The following is a 14,567-nucleotide window of genomic DNA, read 5'->3' as shown; positions in this document are numbered from 1 at the left end:
ATGGGGCAGGGAGAAGGAACTTTCACCCGCCCTGCCCTGGGCCGGCGCCGGGCATACTGCTGAGGTGATGGACGACGGGCACTGTGCGGCCGTTTGCGACGTGCCGGCGGAGGCGATGTACGGCCGTGACGCCTGCGTCGCGCGTGTCGTCGACGCCGCCACGGGCACCGCCACCGGCGCCGTCACCGGCACCGCCGGGACCCCGCTGGTCCTGGTCACGGGCCCGGCGGGGATCGGCCGCAGCACGGTGCTGGCCGCCGCCCGGGAGGCGTTCGCCGCGCGTGGCCTCCCCACCCTGACCCTGCGGGTGGCGCGCAACGAGCGCGATCGCCCCTACTCCCTCGCCGCCCGCCTCTCCGCCGAACTCGCCGTCCGGCACCGGAACGGCGACCCCAGGCGCGCGGTCGCGGTGAGGGCGGCCGCCCCGGGGGCGGGCCCCGACACCGGCCGTCAGCTCGCCGCCGAACTGCGGACGTCCCTCGCGGCCTCCGGCGCGCCCGTCGTCCTCATCGACGACGCGCAGTGGGCCGATCCGGGCTCGCGCGCCGTGCTGCTGACGCTGCTCCGCGCCCCCGGGGCCGGCCCCGTCCGCTTCGTCTGCGCGTTCCGCCCGTCCCCGGCCGACCCGGAGGGCGACCGGGCCGCGCTGGAGCGGCTACGGGCGGCCGGCCTCGCCGAGGTGGTGCCGCTGCGCCCGCTGGGCAGCGCGGAGGTGCGCGCGCTGGTCGCCCAGCAATTACAGGCCAAGCCGTCGCCGTCGCTGCTCGGGTATCTCAACCGGGAGTGCCGCGGCAGGCCCGCCGCCGTGCTCACCGCCCTGGCGGGGTACCGGCGGAGCGACTCCCTGTGCGTCTTCGACCGGCACGCCTTCCTCCCCTCACCGAACCGGCCGCCCTCGCTGCCGGCCGGCCTGCCGCCGGTCGAGTATCTGCGGCAACTGGGCGGGCTGGTCTGGCCGGTGGCCAAGGCGCTGGCCGTGCTGCACCCGCTGGGCCCGGAGGCGGCCCGGCTCGTCAGCGAGGCCGTGGGCGCCGACGCGGACGAGGTCGGCGCGGCCCTGACCGAGCTGTGGGCGGAGGGGGTGCTGTGGCAGGGGCCCCGGCCGGGCCACTGGAGGTTCCGGCTGCCGCTGCTGGCGTCCGCGCTGATCACCTGCCTCGGGCCGTACGAGCGGCGCAGGCTCGCCCAGCTCGCCGTCACCGCGATCTGGGCGGGCGAGGCCACCGCGGACGGCCCCTACCTCGCCGAGCAACTCGTCGCCGCGGGGCGGTTCGTGGACGCGCGGCGGGCCTCCGGGGAGCTGATCGCCCTGGGCACCGCGGCCATGCTGGAGGACGGCTACGCCGCGGAACGCCGGCTGCGGGCCGCCGCCGAGCTGGCCACCGAGCCGGAGCGGCGCGCCCGCGCCCTGCTCGCGCACGCCGCCACCTGCTGCATTCACCTCCGGCACACCGACGCCCTGGAGAGCGCGTGGACGGTGCTGTCCGAACACGCCGGCCTGGTCACCCCGGAGGCGCTGCTCGAAATGGAGATGATCTACGTCGTCTCCCTCGGGGGGGTCGCAGACCGGGCGGCGCTCACCGAGATCTGCGAGGGCGGCTGGCGCAAGCTGCCCGGCGGTGAGGGACATCGCTCCCTCACCCGGGCCCTCGCCCTGTGCCACTTGGACCGCTGGCGGGAGGCGGACGAGTGCCTGACGCGCCGGCGGGAGGCCTGGGCCCGGGAGGGCGGCACCGTCGCCGCGCTCGGCATGCTCTTCAGCGACTGCATCGCCGCGTACCTCGGCCGGACCGAGGCGTTCGACCGGATGGCCGCGGCCCCGCCCGGGTGGCCCCTGTGGTCGGAGGAGTCACGCCACCGCTTCGAACAGCTGTCGCAGCTGGCCCGGGCGCTGATGGCCCTGGGCGAACTGGACCGGGCGCAGCGGCTGCTGGCGGCGCACGCGCTGCCCTCGGACTACCGTCCCCTCCCCGACCGGGTGGTGGCGGACAGCCTGGCCGGGCGCTGGGACCCGGCCCTCAGCCTGGCGCGGCTCGGCCTGGCCACCGGCCTCTCGGTGGGCGACCTGCCCACGCACACCCTGATGTCCCGGGAGACCAGCATCATCCTCGGCGCCCGCGGCCAGCTGGCCCGGGCCCGCGAGGTGATCGACCGGGCGCGGGCGGTGCAGCCCGTGGCCCTGCACCTGCTCGCCCTGGCGGAGTGGTGCCTGGACCTGTCCCTCGGCGACCTCCAGCGGGGGAACCAGGTCATCGCGGACGCGCTCACCCTGGCCGTCGAGCGCGGCCTGGTCGTCGGCACCGAGGAACTGTGGCTGATGCGGGCCGTGTCCGAACTGGCCGGGGGCGACCGGGCCGCGGCACAGCGGTGCCTGGACGAGCTGAGCCGCATCGCCGATCAGCTCGGCACAGGCCGGGCCCGGATGTGCCGGCTGCTCGGCACCGCCGTCGTGCACCAGGACCGCGCGGCCGCCGACGAGGCGATACGGGTCGTCCGGCACCGCGCCCAGCCACTGGAACAGGCCGACACCATGACCATGCTCGTCCGCCACCGGCTGGCCGACCCGTCCCTGCTGCACGAGGCGTACGCGCTCTACGGCGACCTCGACGCCCTGCTGCGCCGCGCCCAGCTGCGCAACGTGATGCGCGGGTACGGCCTCGCCCTGCCCCGCCAGAGCCAGACCACCGCCGAGAACGAGCGGCTGCTCGCCACCCTCGTCGCCGAAGGCCTCACCAACCGCGAACTCGCGGTCGTGCTCGAAGTCAGCGAGAAGAGCGTGGAGAGCCGCCTGGGCCGGCTCTTCAAACGCACCGGCTACCGCTCGCGGGTCGAACTCACCTCGGCGATGCTGACGGGCGAATACCCGGGCTGACCTCCGGCCCGGCCCCGGTCACGGTCACGGACGGGGCGCGGAACGCGCGGGAACATCCCCGGCGGACGACCGGCGCCGGAGTCACTGACGAGCTGACCGTGTCCGTCGCACCGGAGGGCGACAGCGGACGGTACGCGGACGGCAGCGGTTGGCGCGCTCTCCCCGGGGCCCGCTTCGTGCGTCACCGGCCCGCCCGTCTCAGTACAGGCTCAGGCCGTAGGCCGACAGCCACTCGGTCACCGGCTGGTAGTAGGTAACCCCTCCCGCACCGCAGTTCCCGCTGCTGCCGACGATGATGCCGAGCGCCGTGCCGCCCGAGAAGGCCGGGCCGCCGGCGTCCCCGGGCTCGGAGCAGGCGGAGGACCGGAAGAGTCCGGACACGGCCCCTCCGCCGTAGTTGACGGTGACGTTCACGGCCTGGACCGTCCCGCAGCGGTATCCGGAGGTCCGCCCGACGTGGCAGACCGACTGCCCGACGACGGGATGCGCCGCGCCGGTGATGTCGCGCGTACCGCCACCGGCGCCCAGTGAGACCTCGCCCGGGTGGACGATCGCGGTGTTGGTGTACCGGATGCTCGCGTAGTCGTTGCCCGGGAAGCTCACCGCCGCGGTGACACCGGCCTCGACGGTCAGGGCGGCATCGGCGTACCAGACGGAGGAGCCCTGGGCGCACCGGCCCGCGACGAGCGCGTACGTCGTGGAGCCGGAGCGGGCGTTGAAGCCCACGGTGCAGCGGGCCCCGGCGCTGTACAGGGTGTCGCCGCCCCGCACCTCGACGGCCGCCTGCCCTCGCGCCCGCGCCACGGCGTCGGCGGCGACCGCCGATCCGGCCGCGGCGGACCAGCCGAAGAGCACCGCCAGGACGACGACGGCCCTGACGGCGGTTCGGAGGACGGTCCGGACGGCGGTTCGGAGCGGTGCTGGGGAACGCATGGGACTCACGGCGCCTCCTCGTGACATGACCCTGCCACTACCTCCCGCCATTATCCCGGCCCGGAGCCGGATGGCCAGGCGAAGCCGCGCCAACCACGGCTCAGATCGTCGGCGGTGCCGCGCGCCCCCGCACGCGAACCCGCTTCCGCCGACCCGCCGCCAGGAGCCGGCGGGCGCGAGATCAGCGCTGCTCCCCCTCCTGCCCCGGCGCCGCGAGACCGGCCCGGACGGCACCCGCGTTCACGTCGAGTTCCGCGCGCTCCCGCAGACGCCAGTCCGCGTCGATCCGGAAGCCGTCCCCGGCGAACCGGGGGAAGACGTGCAGATGTACGTGGAAGACCTCCTGGAAGGCGGCCTCTCCGTCGGCCAGGAAGAGGTTGATGCCCTCACACCGCAGGGAAGAACGACGCAGCCCGCGGGCCAGCCGGTGCGCGACCCGCCACACCCGGGCCCCCAGGCCCTCCTCCAGATCCTCCAGCCCCACGGCGTGCGCCTTCGGTATGACGAGGAGGTGCCCCGGCGTGACGGGCCGGTGATCCATGAAGGCCACCACCGCGTCGTCCTCGTACACCGTGCTGGCCTCCGCCTGACCTCGCGCGATGGCACAGAACACGCATTCGTCGACGGTCACGTCCGCTCCTCGGTGTCGATGACGGCGGGCCAGGTGCGCCCCGGACGGCCTGCCCCCACCCCGAAGCGGTACGCCGAATCAACCACAGACAGAGGTCGCCGGCGCCCGCCACCTGAGTGGTGAGAGCATGCACCGGCCCGCCGATGAGAGGAAACCGATGTGCGCGCCCCCGGCGCGGGACCCGGAATCCGTGTGGTGAGCCAAGGACCTTCGGTCTCCAGCGGCGCGGCTATCGCTTCGCCGACCGTTCGTCGTAGGCGTGCTGCGCCGACAGGACCTCGTCACAGTGCTCGATCATCCACTGGTGCAGGTACGTGAAAGGGCCACGGAAGGACTCGCCGAGAGGCGTGAGGGAGTACTCCACGCCGAGCGGGGAGGTCTCGAGGACCCGGCGCCGGATCATGCCGTTGCGTTCGAGCCTGCGCAACGTCTGGGTCAGCACCCGCTGGGTGACGCCCTCCAGTTGCCGCTTGATCTCGTTGAACCGCGTCGGCCGCTCCAGGACCGCCATGACCATCATCGACCACTTGTCGGAGATCTGATCGAGGATGGGCCGGCTCGGGCACTCGGCACTGAACCGCGGGGCGGCGCGGGGCGGAAGGGGCGAGGGGCGGGTATCCATCATGATCCTTGGTTGTCGAAAAGTGCGTTATTGACCGGTCCAGCAGCGCGGGCCCAGGGTTGGTATGCATCGCAAACCTACTGGCCCACCGCAAACCTTGGAAGCCCCATGAACCTGGACCGGTACACGACACTCGACGTCGCCATCGACGCCGGAGTGGCGCGGATCACCCTGAACAACCCCCCTGTCAACGTGCTCGGCGGAACCCTGATCCGCGAGCTGCACGACGCCCTCGGGAAGCTGCGGGACGCCCGCTCGGTCCGGGTCATCGTGTTCTCCAGCGCCGACCCCGAGTTCTTCATCGCCCACGTCGACATCCACATCCTCGAGGAGATGGACGGGCTACGGGAGATCGCGGACCGCAACCCGGACGCCAATCTCTTCCAGGGGGTCGGCGAACTGCTGCGCCACCAGCCCCAGGTGACGGTGGTGAAACTGGCGGGCAAGGCGCGGGCCGGAGGCGCCGAGTTCGTCGCGGCGGCCGACATGACCTTCGCCGCGCGGGAGACCGCGGGCATCGGCCAGAGCGAGGTCCTGATGGGCATCGTGCCGGGCGGCGGAGGCACGCAGTACCTGCGTGAGCGGGTCGGGCGCAATCGCGCCCTGGAGCTGCTGCTCACCGGTGATCTGGTGGACGCGGACACCGCGGCCGCCTACGGCTGGATCAACCGCGCCGTGCCCGCGGCCGAGCTGGACGCGTTCGTCGACGGGGTGGCGGAGAAGATGGCCGCGCTCTCCCCGGAGCTCATCGCGGCCGCCAAGCGGTTGGTCCCTCCGGCGGACCTGACCGACGGCCTGCGCGCGGAGAACGAGGCCTGGGCAGAGCTGGTGAGCGGGGATCTGCCGGGACGCCTCATGGCGGGGGCCCTGGAGCACGGCGCGCAGACCCCTGAGGGTGAGCGCGATCTGGAATCGGTCATGCGGAGCGTCGCCGCCGGCCTGTAGAGCGGGAGCCACGGGCCGGAAAGGCCCGGACGGGAGCCGCCGCCCGCGCCTCCGTCACCGGGCGGCGCGACGGAAGGCGCCTCGTCCGCCCCTGAGTCCACCGGCGCCGGCGCGCGGAGGGGCCACAGGGTCCGGTCGCCGGCCACGGCGCGCGCCTCGTGCGAGGGAAGCGGCCGGCCCGTACTCGATCAAGTCGTCTCGGCCGACGGCCCGTGCTCGATCAAGCCGTGCCGGCCGACGCCCCGGAAGGCGGCCGTCCCGCCGCCGGGAAACCACACCACGCCGTGGCACACGGCCGCGCCGTGGTGACGCGCGTGATCCCGGTCCGTCTCCATGGATCGCGCCACATCGCGCCACATCCAAGAGGAGAGATGAACCCATGAGGGCAGCCTTCTACGACACGCCCGGTCCCGCCAAGAGCGTGCTGCGGGTGCTGGACGTCGAACGCCCCGAGCCCGGCCCCGGCCAGGTGCGCGTCCGCGTCGCGCTCTCCGCGATCAACCCGGGCGACATGTTCATGCGGCTGCATTCCACCCCGCAGGACTTCCGGCGCGTCGGCGAGTACACCGGCCGCATCCCGCACCAGGACGGCACCGGCACGATCGACGCGGTCGGGTCGGGCGTGGACCCGGGCCGGGTCGGCGAACGCGTGTGGATCTGGATGGCCGGCGCGGGCCATCCGTGGGGGACGGCGGCGGAGTGGACCGTACTGCCGTCCGAGCAGGCCGTCGCGCTGCCGGACGGGGTCTCCGACGAACTCGGCGCCTGCCTCGGCATCCCGGCGATGACCGCGCACTGGTGCCTGCACGCCGACGGCTCGCCCGCCGGCAGCACGGTACTCGTGGCGGCCGGTGCGGGCGCCGTCGGACACTACGCGATCGAACTCGGCCGGATCGCGGGCGCACGGATCGTGACAACGGTCAGCGGCCCGGAGAAGGCCGCGCTGGCCAGGGCGGCGGGGGCGGACCTCGTCGTGAACTACCGCGACGCCGACGCCGCCCGGCAGATCCTCGACGGAGCCGGGCCCGTCGGCCGGGTCATCGAGGTCTCGCTGACCGACAACCTTGAACTGGACCTGGCCGTCGCCGGCCCGGGAGCGACCATCGTGACCTACGCGGCACAGCCCGACGACCCGACCCTGCCGGTCTTCCGGCTGATGTGGTCCAACCTGGTGCTGCGGTTCGCACTGTTCCTCACCGAACCGCGGGAGGCGCTGCTGCGCGCCGCCACCGAGATCACCGCGGCCCTGCGCGAGGACGCTCTCACGCCCCTGCCGATCCACTCCTTCGGCCTCGACGACGTGGCGGTCGCGCACGAGGCCGTCGAGAACGGCCTCATCGGCAAGGCGGTACTCGACCTGCGCTGACCATCCGGCGCGAGTTCCGCGGCGGCAGGGGGCGCGAGCACGCGGCGCCCCCTGCCGGGCGGGTCGAGCGGGTCGAGCGAGTCAGCGGCCAGGCCGGTCGAAGTCACCGGCCTTGACGGCGGCTATCAGCCCGCGCATTCCGGCGCGGCTGGTCACCAGGACGTCCTCCGGCGCCTCGCTCTCCCGCAACAGAAGGCCGCCTCCCGCGGAACGCGCCACCTCGACGCAGTTCGGGCCCTCCGCCCCGGAGTAGGACGACTTCTGCCAGCCACTCCGTACAGCCATGTGTGCTCACCTCTTCTTTTCGTTGCCGCGAAAGAGGAACCGAGAGTTCGCAAGGCCGAGAGGACCGCTGCCCTCCAGAACATTCACCCGTTCACCATCGCCTTGACCAACAGCGGGTCCCGGCAGGCGAGTCAACGATGAGGACGATCGAACTCACCGGTTTTGACAGCGGCTATCAGCCTGCGCAGCCCCACGTGAGTGATCGCAAGCACTGTGCCGGGCACATCACCCTCCCGCAGGAGGAATCCGCCGTCCTCGGAGCGCCTTACCTCGATGCAATTCTCACCACTCGCCCCCGAGAAGGACGACTTCTGCCAACCACTCCGTGCCGTCATGACGTGTTCACATCTCCTGCCTGATCCGAGCGATGAGGTCCCGGGAGTCCCCCGTGCCGAGCGCAGCCCCTTCCGCGATGTCGAGCAGTGCCCGGTACTTGTCAAGCTGTGCAGCCGCGTGCAGGTAATGACCTCCGAAAATCGTATCCATCTGCACCGTGTCGAGCTGCGGGACCACGCCACTCACATACAGCAGGGGCTGGGTGGCCTCGAAGAACTCCTCGTTGTGGAAGGGCACGACCCGCAGAGTCACCACAGGGAGATCGGAGACCTCGAGAAGGTAACCGAGTTGCGTCCGGGTGACCAGCCGTCCGCCGAACCGCATCCGGAGGGCGGCCTCATGAATGATCGCCGTGAACTGCGGAGGATCGGCGCGCTCGAAGATCAGGCGCCTTCTCACGCGGTGCTCCACCCGGGCTTCGAGTTCCGATCCCGGCAGCGGCGGTACGTCTCCGCTGAACAGCGTCCGCGCATACTCCTCGGTCTGCAGGATGCCTGGGATCGAGACGATCTGGAGTGAGCGCAGACGGACCGCGTGGTGCTCCAACTCGGCCACATCGAGGAAGCCCGGAGGAAGGATGCCCCGGTATTCCTCCCACCAGTGCCGGCCCCGGCGTTCGTTGGCTATGGCGCAGAGCGCCTCGACCAGAGCCTGATCCCCGCACGCGTAGAAAGCGGCCAGGCGCCGAATCCGCTCGTCGCCGATACCGATGCGTCCGGCCTCGATGTTGCTCATCCGCGCCTGATCCACGCCGAGCAAGGCGCCGGCCTCCCGCGCCGTCCGTCCCGCCCGCTCCCGGAGAGTTCTCAACTCGGCTCCGAGTCGGGCCTGCCGGACCGTGGGGTTCTCCCTGGGGGGCATGGGATCGACGTATCCCTTCTCGGCTCATCGGACCTGCCGCGTAGCTATACCACGGCCCCACTCGGACGGGTGAAAGAAGCAGGGAAACCTTGTACCGGTACATGGTTGTACCTACGTTCAGTGTTCGTGCCGCTACGCAAGCCGGTGAGTCCGCAGCGCGGCCGGTCCGTCGTGGGGCGGGCGGGCGCGCAGAGCCACGGTGGTGGGGCGGGCGGCGCATCGATGCCGTTTCCGTCCATCTCCCCTGACCGGAGGTTCCGTTGAGCACGTCCCTTCTGACCGGGCCCGGCGCGGACGCGCCCGTCCGCTCGTACACCCTGCAAGCGCCCAACATCCCGGAGACGGCGAAGGTGGCCCGGGATCTGCTCACCGGGCTGCTGACCGTCACCGGGCACGCGCCGCTCGTCGAGGTGGCGCGGCTGCTCGTCTCGGAGGTGGTCGCCAACGTGCATCTGCACACCGAGGTGGGCCGGCTGACGCTGGAGGCGACCGTCCGGGGTGAGCGGGTGCGGGTCTCGGTCAGGGACGACGACCTCTCCGGCGTGCCCTGGATGCGAACACCACCCGGCGACGGGGCAGGGGGGACCGGCGAGCCGGCCGAACCACCGGGCGCCGGGGCGGAGTCGGAGCACGGGCGCGGGCTGCTGCTCGTCCAGGCGTGCGCCGACGCCTGGGGCACCGAATGGCACGGCGGGTGCCCGCCGAGGGGCAAGAGCGTCTGGTTCGAGCTGGTCGGCGCGGCGGGCTGACGGCGCGGCGGGCTGGGCTGACGGCGCGGCGTCGACGGCGGACGGGTGAGCGGGCCCGGAGTGCCCGGTGGCGCGAAGGGCTCCGGGACCGCTTCGGCGCCACCTGGGCGGCGCCCGGGCCCGCCGCCTCGTGCCCGGGCCCGGGCCGGCCCGTCAGCCCTGCGTCTCCCGCCCCGCCGCGATCTGGCGGGCCATGATCGTCGTCAGTTCGTACGCCGTGTGGGAGGCCGCGACGGAGGTGATCTCCGCGTGGTCGTAGGCCGGGGCGACCTCCACCAGGTCCGCCGAGACGAGGTGGCAGCCGGCCAGGCCGCGCAGGATCTCCAGGAGTTCGCGCGAGGTGAGGCCGCCGGCCTCCGGCGTGCCGGTGCCGGGGGCGTGCGCGGGGTCGAGGACGTCGATGTCGACGGAGATGTAGAGCGGGCGGTCGCCGACGCGCTCGCGGAGCTGCTGCGTCACCTCGTCCACCCCGCGCCGCATGACGTCGGCGGAGGTGACGATGCCGAAGCCCATCTTCTCGTCGTCGTCCAGGTCCTTGCGGCCGTAGAGCGGGCCGCGGATGCCGACATGGGAGAGGGCCGAGGTGTCGAGGACGCCCTCCTCGACGGCCCGGCGGAACGGGGTGCCGTGGGTGTACTCGGCGCCGAAGTACGTGTCCCAGGTGTCCAGGTGGGCGTCGAAGTGGAGCAGGGCGACGGGGCCGTGGCGGCGGGCGGCGGCGCGCAGCAGCGGCAGGGCGATGGTGTGGTCTCCGCCGAGGGTCATCATGCGGGCGCCGGTGCCCAGGATGCCGTCGGCCGCGGCCTCGACCGTCTCCACGGCCTCGTTGATGTCGAACGGATTCACGGCGATGTCCCCGGCGTCCGCGACCTGGGCCAGCGCGAAGGGCGAGGCGTCCTGCGCCGGGTTGTACGGGCGCAGCAGCCGGGACGCCTCGCGGATCGCGTTGCCGCCGAAGCGGGCGCCGGGCCGGTAGGAGACGCCGCTGTCGAAAGGCACGCCGACCACGGCCACGTCGGCCGCGCCGCCCACCTCGTCGATCCGCGGCAGCCGGGCGAAGGTCGCCGGACCGGCGTAGCGCGGGACGCGGGAGGAGTCCACGGGGCCGCGGAAGGAGGGCTGCGCCGGGGTGGCGGGGGCGGAGGTTCCCCGGGGGCCGGTCGGGCGGTCGGCTGCGGTCATGGCGGGCGCCTCTGCTCTCGTACGGTCGGTCGGGATCGGTCGGGACCAGTCGGGACCGGCCGGGAATCGGTCGGATCCGCCGGGGCCGGGGCGGGCTCCGGCGTGTGGGCCGGCGGCCGGACGGGGCGCGACGGCCCGCCGGGGGCCGGACGGGCCGTGGCCCCTGCCGAGCGTAGGCGGGGCGGCGGCCGGTGGACATGTACGTTCCGCAAGAGGCCCGCTCCCCTGTTGGACACCGCGTCGAGGTGGACACCGCGTCCGGCCCGGAACGCTTCCGGGGGACAATGGACGCATGCCGATACCCAGCCCCGCCCCGGAGCGCGCCGAGCTGATCGACCACCTCGTCCGTACGCGGATCGCGGGCAACGTGGCCACCCCGCGCGACAACAACCTCGACCACTACCGCCGGCTCGCCAACGGGGACCGGCACTACTGGCTCGGGCTGGAGCTCGGCGACCGGTGGCGCGACGAGCAGGACGTGCTGGCCGTGATGGCCGAGCGCTGCGGCGTCGTCGACGACCCGGGACACCGCGCCGGCCAGGACACCATCGACCCGTCCCTGACCGTGGACGCCCTCGACCGCATGGCGGCCGAGCTGCGGAAGGCCGCCGCCGGGCGGAGCCGCGTGCTCTTCGCCACCGGCCACCCGGGCGGGCTGCTGGACGTGCACCGCGCCCTCGCGGACGGGATGCGCGCGGCGGGCTGCGAAATCATGGAGATCCCCGGCGGGCTGCGGGCCGACGAGGGCTACGTGTTCCAGTTCGCCGACGTGGCCGTCTTCGAACGCGGCGCGACGCTGTGGCACACCCACTCCCCCGCGCCGATGGCGGCGATCCTCGACGCGCTGGAGCGGGAGGGACGGCCGCAGCCGGACCTGGTGGTCGCGGACCACGGCTGGGCCGGGTGCGCGGGCCAGCGCGGCATCACGGCGGTGGGCTTCGCGGACTGCAACGACCCCGCGCTGTTCCTCGCCGAGGCGGAGGGCACCCTCGCGGTCACGGTACCGCTGGACGACCACGTCGCGGACCCCCGCTTCTACGACCCGCTGACGGCGTACCTGCTGGACGGCGCGGGCCTGCGCGACGGCTGACGGAGGCGGCCCCGGAAGGGCCGCGGTCGCGGACGGCGCGGGACGGCTCCCGGGCCGGGAGACCTCCGGCACGCGCGGGGGACGGAACGCGGGAAGCGGCCCGGGGGAGCCGCCGTCCGTCTCCACGGCGGCTCCCACCGGACCCGGCCCGGGCTGCCTCACACCCGAGGCACCCGGACCAGCCCTTCCTGGATGACGGTCACCGCGAGGTGGCCGTCGGCGGTGTGGATGCGTCCCTGCGCGAGCCCACGCCCTCCGGAGGACGACGGGCTCTGCTGGTCGTACAGCAACCACTCGTCTGCCCGGAAAGGACGATGAAACCACATCGCGTGGTCCAGGCTCGCGCCGACCACGTCCCCGACCGCCCAGCCACCGCGTCCGTGGGCGAGGAGCACCGAGTCGAGCAGGGTCATGTCGGAGACGTAGGTGGCCAGGCAGACGTGGAGCAGCGGCTGGTCGATGGCGCCGTCGAGCTTGCCGTTCGTCCGGAACCACACCTGGGAGCGCGGCTCGCGGGGGCCCTGCGCGGCGGTGCCGTACGGCGGTTCGCCGACGTAGCGCAGGTCGATGGCGGCGCGGGCCTCCAGCATCCGGTCGGCCACGCGGGGGTCGGGGAACAGGTGCGCGTACCGCGGCAGCAGCTCCTCCGCGGTGGGCAGGGACTCCGGGTCCGGCGCCGGCGGCATCGGCTCCTGGTGCTCCAGCCCCTCCTCCACCGCCTGGAACGAGGCGGAGAGGTGGAAGATCGGCTGGCCGTGCTGGACCGCCACCACGCGCCGGGTGGTGAAGGAGCGGCCGTCCCGGATGCGGTCGACGGTGTAGACGATCGGCGCGCCGGGGTCGCCGGGCCGCAGGAAATAGGCGTGCAGGGAGTGCGCCGGGCGGTCCCCGGGCACCGTCCGGCCCGCCGCCACCAGCGACTGGGCGGCCACCTGGCCGCCGAAGACGCGGGGGATCACGGCGGGCCGGCTGGCGCCGCGGAAGATGTTCTCCTCGATGCGCTCCAGGTCGAGGAGGGCGAGGAGGCTCTGCAAGGGGTCACTCATGAGGGTTCGTGTGGTTCCGGTGGGTGGCGCGGCGGGCGGCTGCCCGCCGGTACGGGATGCGGGGCCGGGGCCCGGGACGGGTCCGGCCGGCGGCTCACAGCCCCATCGACTTGGCGACGATGGAGCGCATGACCTCGCTGGTGCCACCGTAGATGCGGTTGACGCGGTTGTCCGCGTAGAGCCGGGCGATCGGGTACTCCATCATGTAGCCGTAGCCGCCGTGGAGCTGAAGGCACTTGTCGATCACCTCAGCCGCCTTCTCGGTGCAGAACAGCTTGGCGGAGGCGGCGTCGGCGGCGGTCAGCTCCCCGGCGTCGTGGGCGTCGAGCGCGCGGTCGGTGACGGCCTGGATGGCGTCCACGTCGGCCTTGCAGTCGGCGAGCACGAACTTGGTGTTCTGGAACGCGGCGACGGGCTTGCCGAAGACGGTCCGGTCCCGCACGTAGCTCTTGGCGAACTCCACGGCCGCGGCGGCCTGCGCGTAGGCGCCGACGGCGATGGCGAGGCGCTCCTGCGGCAGGTTCTGGCCGAGGTAGGAGAAGCCCTTGCCCTCCTCGCCGAGCAGGTCCTCGGCGGGCACCTTGACATCGGTGAAGGACAGCTCGGCCGTGTCGGAGGTCTTCAGTCCCAGCTTCTCCAGCTTGCGGCCGACGGCGTACCCCTCGGACCTGGTGTCCACGACGAAGAGGGAGATGCCGGCGCGGCGGTCCTCGGGGGTCGCCGGGGCGGTGCGGGCGCAGACGATCACGCGGTCGGCGTGGACGCCGCCGGTGATGAACGTCTTGGCGCCGTTCAGGACGTAGTGGCCGCCGTCCTCGGAGAGCTTCGCGGTGGTCTTCATCCCGGCCAGGTCGGAGCCGGTGCCGGGCTCGGTCATGGCGATGGCGAACATCATCTCGCCGGTGACGAACTTCGGCAGCCAGCGCTTCTTCTGCTCCTCCGTGGCGTACGCCTGGAGGTAGGGCAGGCAGAGGCCGACGTGGACGCCGCTGCCGCCGAAGCTGACGCCGGCGCGGGCGCACTCCTCGGTGATGACGGCCTGGTACTTGAAGGTGCGCTCGCCCGCGCCGCCGTACTCCTCGTCCACCTCGATGCCGAAGACGCCCAGCTCACCGAGTTTGTAGTAGAACTCGCGCGGGGCCTGACCGGCTTCCAGCCACTGGTCGTGCACGGGCACGACCTCGGCGGCGATGAAGGCGCGGATGGTCTCCCGGAACGCCTCGTGGTCCTCGTTGAACACCGTGCGACGCATCGTCCCGCACGCCTCCCTCTGTTCGGCCCGGCTCCGGGCGGTTCCGTGCGTGGCCAGGCGCCGCGACGGCGGTTGGCCGGCCGTCCGGCCGTCCCGCCGTGAGATCCGCGCGGATCCCGGCGGATCCGGCCGGCCTCGCCACCTAAGCGCTTGCTCAGCAAAAAGCTACCGCTCGGTCACCAGACCTGTCCAGAGACCTCCGTCACGCCGCCGGGACGGGCGGCACCGGGATATGCGGCGCCGGGGCACACGGCGACGGGACCCCCGCCACGAGGGCGAGCCACACCGGAGCCCACGGCGGCGGGCTCGGGCGGCCACGGCACCGCGGCCGCCCGGCCCCACCGGGACGGCATACTCCGGTGACCGGGTTCCGCGGGCACTCCCGCTCGACGGCGCA

Annotated in this window: 14 protein-coding genes; 5 read left to right on the top strand and 9 right to left on the bottom strand. The window is 73.2% G+C overall.

From position 1 onward, the window contains the following. The first annotated feature begins 67 nt into the window (after positions 1–67). Complete coding sequence (locus HCK00_RS18850; protein WP_240965684.1) at positions 68–2,872, top strand: AAA family ATPase; 2,805 nt, start codon at positions 68–70, stop codon at positions 2,870–2,872. A 198-nt stretch (positions 2,873–3,070) separates the two neighbouring features. Here HCK00_RS18850 and HCK00_RS18845 read toward each other — a convergent pair whose 3' ends face one another. The 3 genes from HCK00_RS18845 to HCK00_RS18835 all read right to left on the bottom strand — a co-directional run bounded on the left by HCK00_RS18845 (position 3,071) and on the right by HCK00_RS18835 (position 5,058). Then, entirely contained in the window at positions 3,071–3,805 is a 735-nt protein-coding gene (locus HCK00_RS18845; RefSeq protein ID WP_168103170.1) for a S1 family peptidase, read from the bottom strand. A gap of 181 nt (positions 3,806–3,986) precedes the next feature. Beyond that, positions 3,987–4,436: an HIT family protein gene (locus HCK00_RS18840; protein WP_168103169.1), complete on the bottom strand. Its 450-nt coding sequence runs from the start codon at positions 4,434–4,436 to the stop codon at positions 3,987–3,989. 229 nt (positions 4,437–4,665) lie between these two features. Continuing rightward, complete coding sequence (locus HCK00_RS18835) at positions 4,666–5,058, bottom strand: winged helix-turn-helix transcriptional regulator (RefSeq protein ID WP_168103217.1); 393 nt, start codon at positions 5,056–5,058, stop codon at positions 4,666–4,668. A gap of 108 nt (positions 5,059–5,166) precedes the next feature. On the opposite strand from HCK00_RS18835, the gene HCK00_RS18830 reads away from it, so the two are divergent. After that, positions 5,167–6,003 carry an enoyl-CoA hydratase/isomerase family protein gene (locus HCK00_RS18830; protein WP_168103168.1) on the top strand — a complete coding sequence of 279 codons (837 nt, stop codon included), beginning with the start codon at positions 5,167–5,169 and terminating at the stop codon, positions 6,001–6,003. Between the two features lie 379 nt (positions 6,004–6,382). Beyond that, positions 6,383–7,369 (top strand): NADPH:quinone reductase, encoded by a 987-nt coding sequence (locus HCK00_RS18825; RefSeq protein WP_168103167.1) that lies wholly within the window; start codon positions 6,383–6,385, stop codon positions 7,367–7,369. Positions 7,370–7,450: 81 nt separating this feature from the next. Here HCK00_RS18825 and HCK00_RS18820 read toward each other — a convergent pair whose 3' ends face one another. The 3 genes from HCK00_RS18820 to HCK00_RS18810 form a co-directional block, all read right to left on the bottom strand. Then, on the bottom strand, positions 7,451–7,654 hold the full coding sequence (locus HCK00_RS18820) for a DUF397 domain-containing protein (RefSeq protein ID WP_168103166.1): 204 nt from the start codon (positions 7,652–7,654) through the stop codon (positions 7,451–7,453). Between the two features lie 131 nt (positions 7,655–7,785). Beyond that, positions 7,786–7,989, bottom strand: coding sequence for a DUF397 domain-containing protein (locus HCK00_RS18815; RefSeq protein WP_168103165.1), 204 nt, complete (start codon positions 7,987–7,989; stop codon positions 7,786–7,788). 7 nt (positions 7,990–7,996) lie between these two features. Next, on the bottom strand, positions 7,997–8,851 hold the full coding sequence (locus HCK00_RS18810; protein WP_168103164.1) for a helix-turn-helix domain-containing protein: 855 nt from the start codon (positions 8,849–8,851) through the stop codon (positions 7,997–7,999). Between the two features lie 260 nt (positions 8,852–9,111). Between HCK00_RS18810 and HCK00_RS18805 the strand changes: the two genes are divergently transcribed. Further along, complete coding sequence (locus tag HCK00_RS18805) at positions 9,112–9,600, top strand: ATP-binding protein (protein ID WP_168103163.1); 489 nt, start codon at positions 9,112–9,114, stop codon at positions 9,598–9,600. Positions 9,601–9,753: 153 nt separating this feature from the next. On the opposite strand, the gene speB is transcribed toward HCK00_RS18805, so the two are convergent. Then, entirely contained in the window at positions 9,754–10,782 is a 1,029-nt protein-coding gene (gene speB / locus HCK00_RS18800) for an agmatinase (protein ID WP_168103162.1), read from the bottom strand. Positions 10,783–11,074: 292 nt separating this feature from the next. Here speB and HCK00_RS18795 point away from each other — a divergent pair, with 292 nt between their 5' ends. After that, positions 11,075–11,872: a phosphatase gene (locus HCK00_RS18795; protein ID WP_168103161.1), complete on the top strand. Its 798-nt coding sequence runs from the start codon at positions 11,075–11,077 to the stop codon at positions 11,870–11,872. 158 nt (positions 11,873–12,030) lie between these two features. Here the strand turns inward: HCK00_RS18795 and HCK00_RS18790 are convergent, their stop codons facing one another. Both HCK00_RS18790 and HCK00_RS18785 read right to left on the bottom strand, forming a co-directional pair. Continuing rightward, positions 12,031–12,918, bottom strand: a complete 888-nt coding sequence (locus HCK00_RS18790) for an acyl-CoA thioesterase (protein WP_168103160.1) — start codon at positions 12,916–12,918, stop codon at positions 12,031–12,033. A gap of 94 nt (positions 12,919–13,012) precedes the next feature. Then, positions 13,013–14,170, bottom strand: coding sequence for an acyl-CoA dehydrogenase family protein (locus tag HCK00_RS18785; protein WP_168103159.1), 1,158 nt, complete (start codon positions 14,168–14,170; stop codon positions 13,013–13,015). Positions 14,171–14,567 lie beyond the last annotated feature (397 nt).

Source organism: Streptomyces zingiberis (assembly GCF_012034935.1).
Classification (GTDB): Bacteria; Actinomycetota; Actinomycetes; order Streptomycetales; family Streptomycetaceae; genus Streptomyces; species Streptomyces zingiberis.
The sequence above is the reverse complement of the archived record's forward strand: the minus strand, read 5'-3'. Positions and strand labels throughout refer to the sequence as shown.

What these genes read in the sequence shown, in the direction of transcription:
- HCK00_RS18850 (WP_240965684.1), top strand. Translation starts at nt 68, where the DNA reads ATGGACGACGGGCACTGTGCGGCCGTTTGCGACGTGCCGGCGGAGGCG.
- HCK00_RS18845 (WP_168103170.1), bottom strand. Translation starts at nt 3,805, where the DNA reads ATGCGTTCCCCAGCACCGCTCCGAACCGCCGTCCGGACCGTCCTCCGA.
- HCK00_RS18835 (WP_168103217.1), bottom strand. Translation starts at nt 5,058, where the DNA reads ATGGATACCCGCCCCTCGCCCCTTCCGCCCCGCGCCGCCCCGCGGTTC.
- HCK00_RS18830 (WP_168103168.1), top strand. Translation starts at nt 5,167, where the DNA reads ATGAACCTGGACCGGTACACGACACTCGACGTCGCCATCGACGCCGGA.
- HCK00_RS18825 (WP_168103167.1), top strand. Translation starts at nt 6,383, where the DNA reads ATGAGGGCAGCCTTCTACGACACGCCCGGTCCCGCCAAGAGCGTGCTG.
- HCK00_RS18820 (WP_168103166.1), bottom strand. Translation starts at nt 7,654, where the DNA reads ATGGCTGTACGGAGTGGCTGGCAGAAGTCGTCCTACTCCGGGGCGGAG.
- HCK00_RS18815 (WP_168103165.1), bottom strand. Translation starts at nt 7,989, where the DNA reads ATGACGGCACGGAGTGGTTGGCAGAAGTCGTCCTTCTCGGGGGCGAGT.
- HCK00_RS18810 (WP_168103164.1), bottom strand. Translation starts at nt 8,851, where the DNA reads ATGCCCCCCAGGGAGAACCCCACGGTCCGGCAGGCCCGACTCGGAGCC.
- speB (WP_168103162.1), bottom strand. Translation starts at nt 10,782, where the DNA reads ATGACCGCAGCCGACCGCCCGACCGGCCCCCGGGGAACCTCCGCCCCC.
- HCK00_RS18795 (WP_168103161.1), top strand. Translation starts at nt 11,075, where the DNA reads ATGCCGATACCCAGCCCCGCCCCGGAGCGCGCCGAGCTGATCGACCAC.
- HCK00_RS18790 (WP_168103160.1), bottom strand. Translation starts at nt 12,918, where the DNA reads ATGAGTGACCCCTTGCAGAGCCTCCTCGCCCTCCTCGACCTGGAGCGC.
- HCK00_RS18785 (WP_168103159.1), bottom strand. Translation starts at nt 14,170, where the DNA reads ATGCGTCGCACGGTGTTCAACGAGGACCACGAGGCGTTCCGGGAGACC.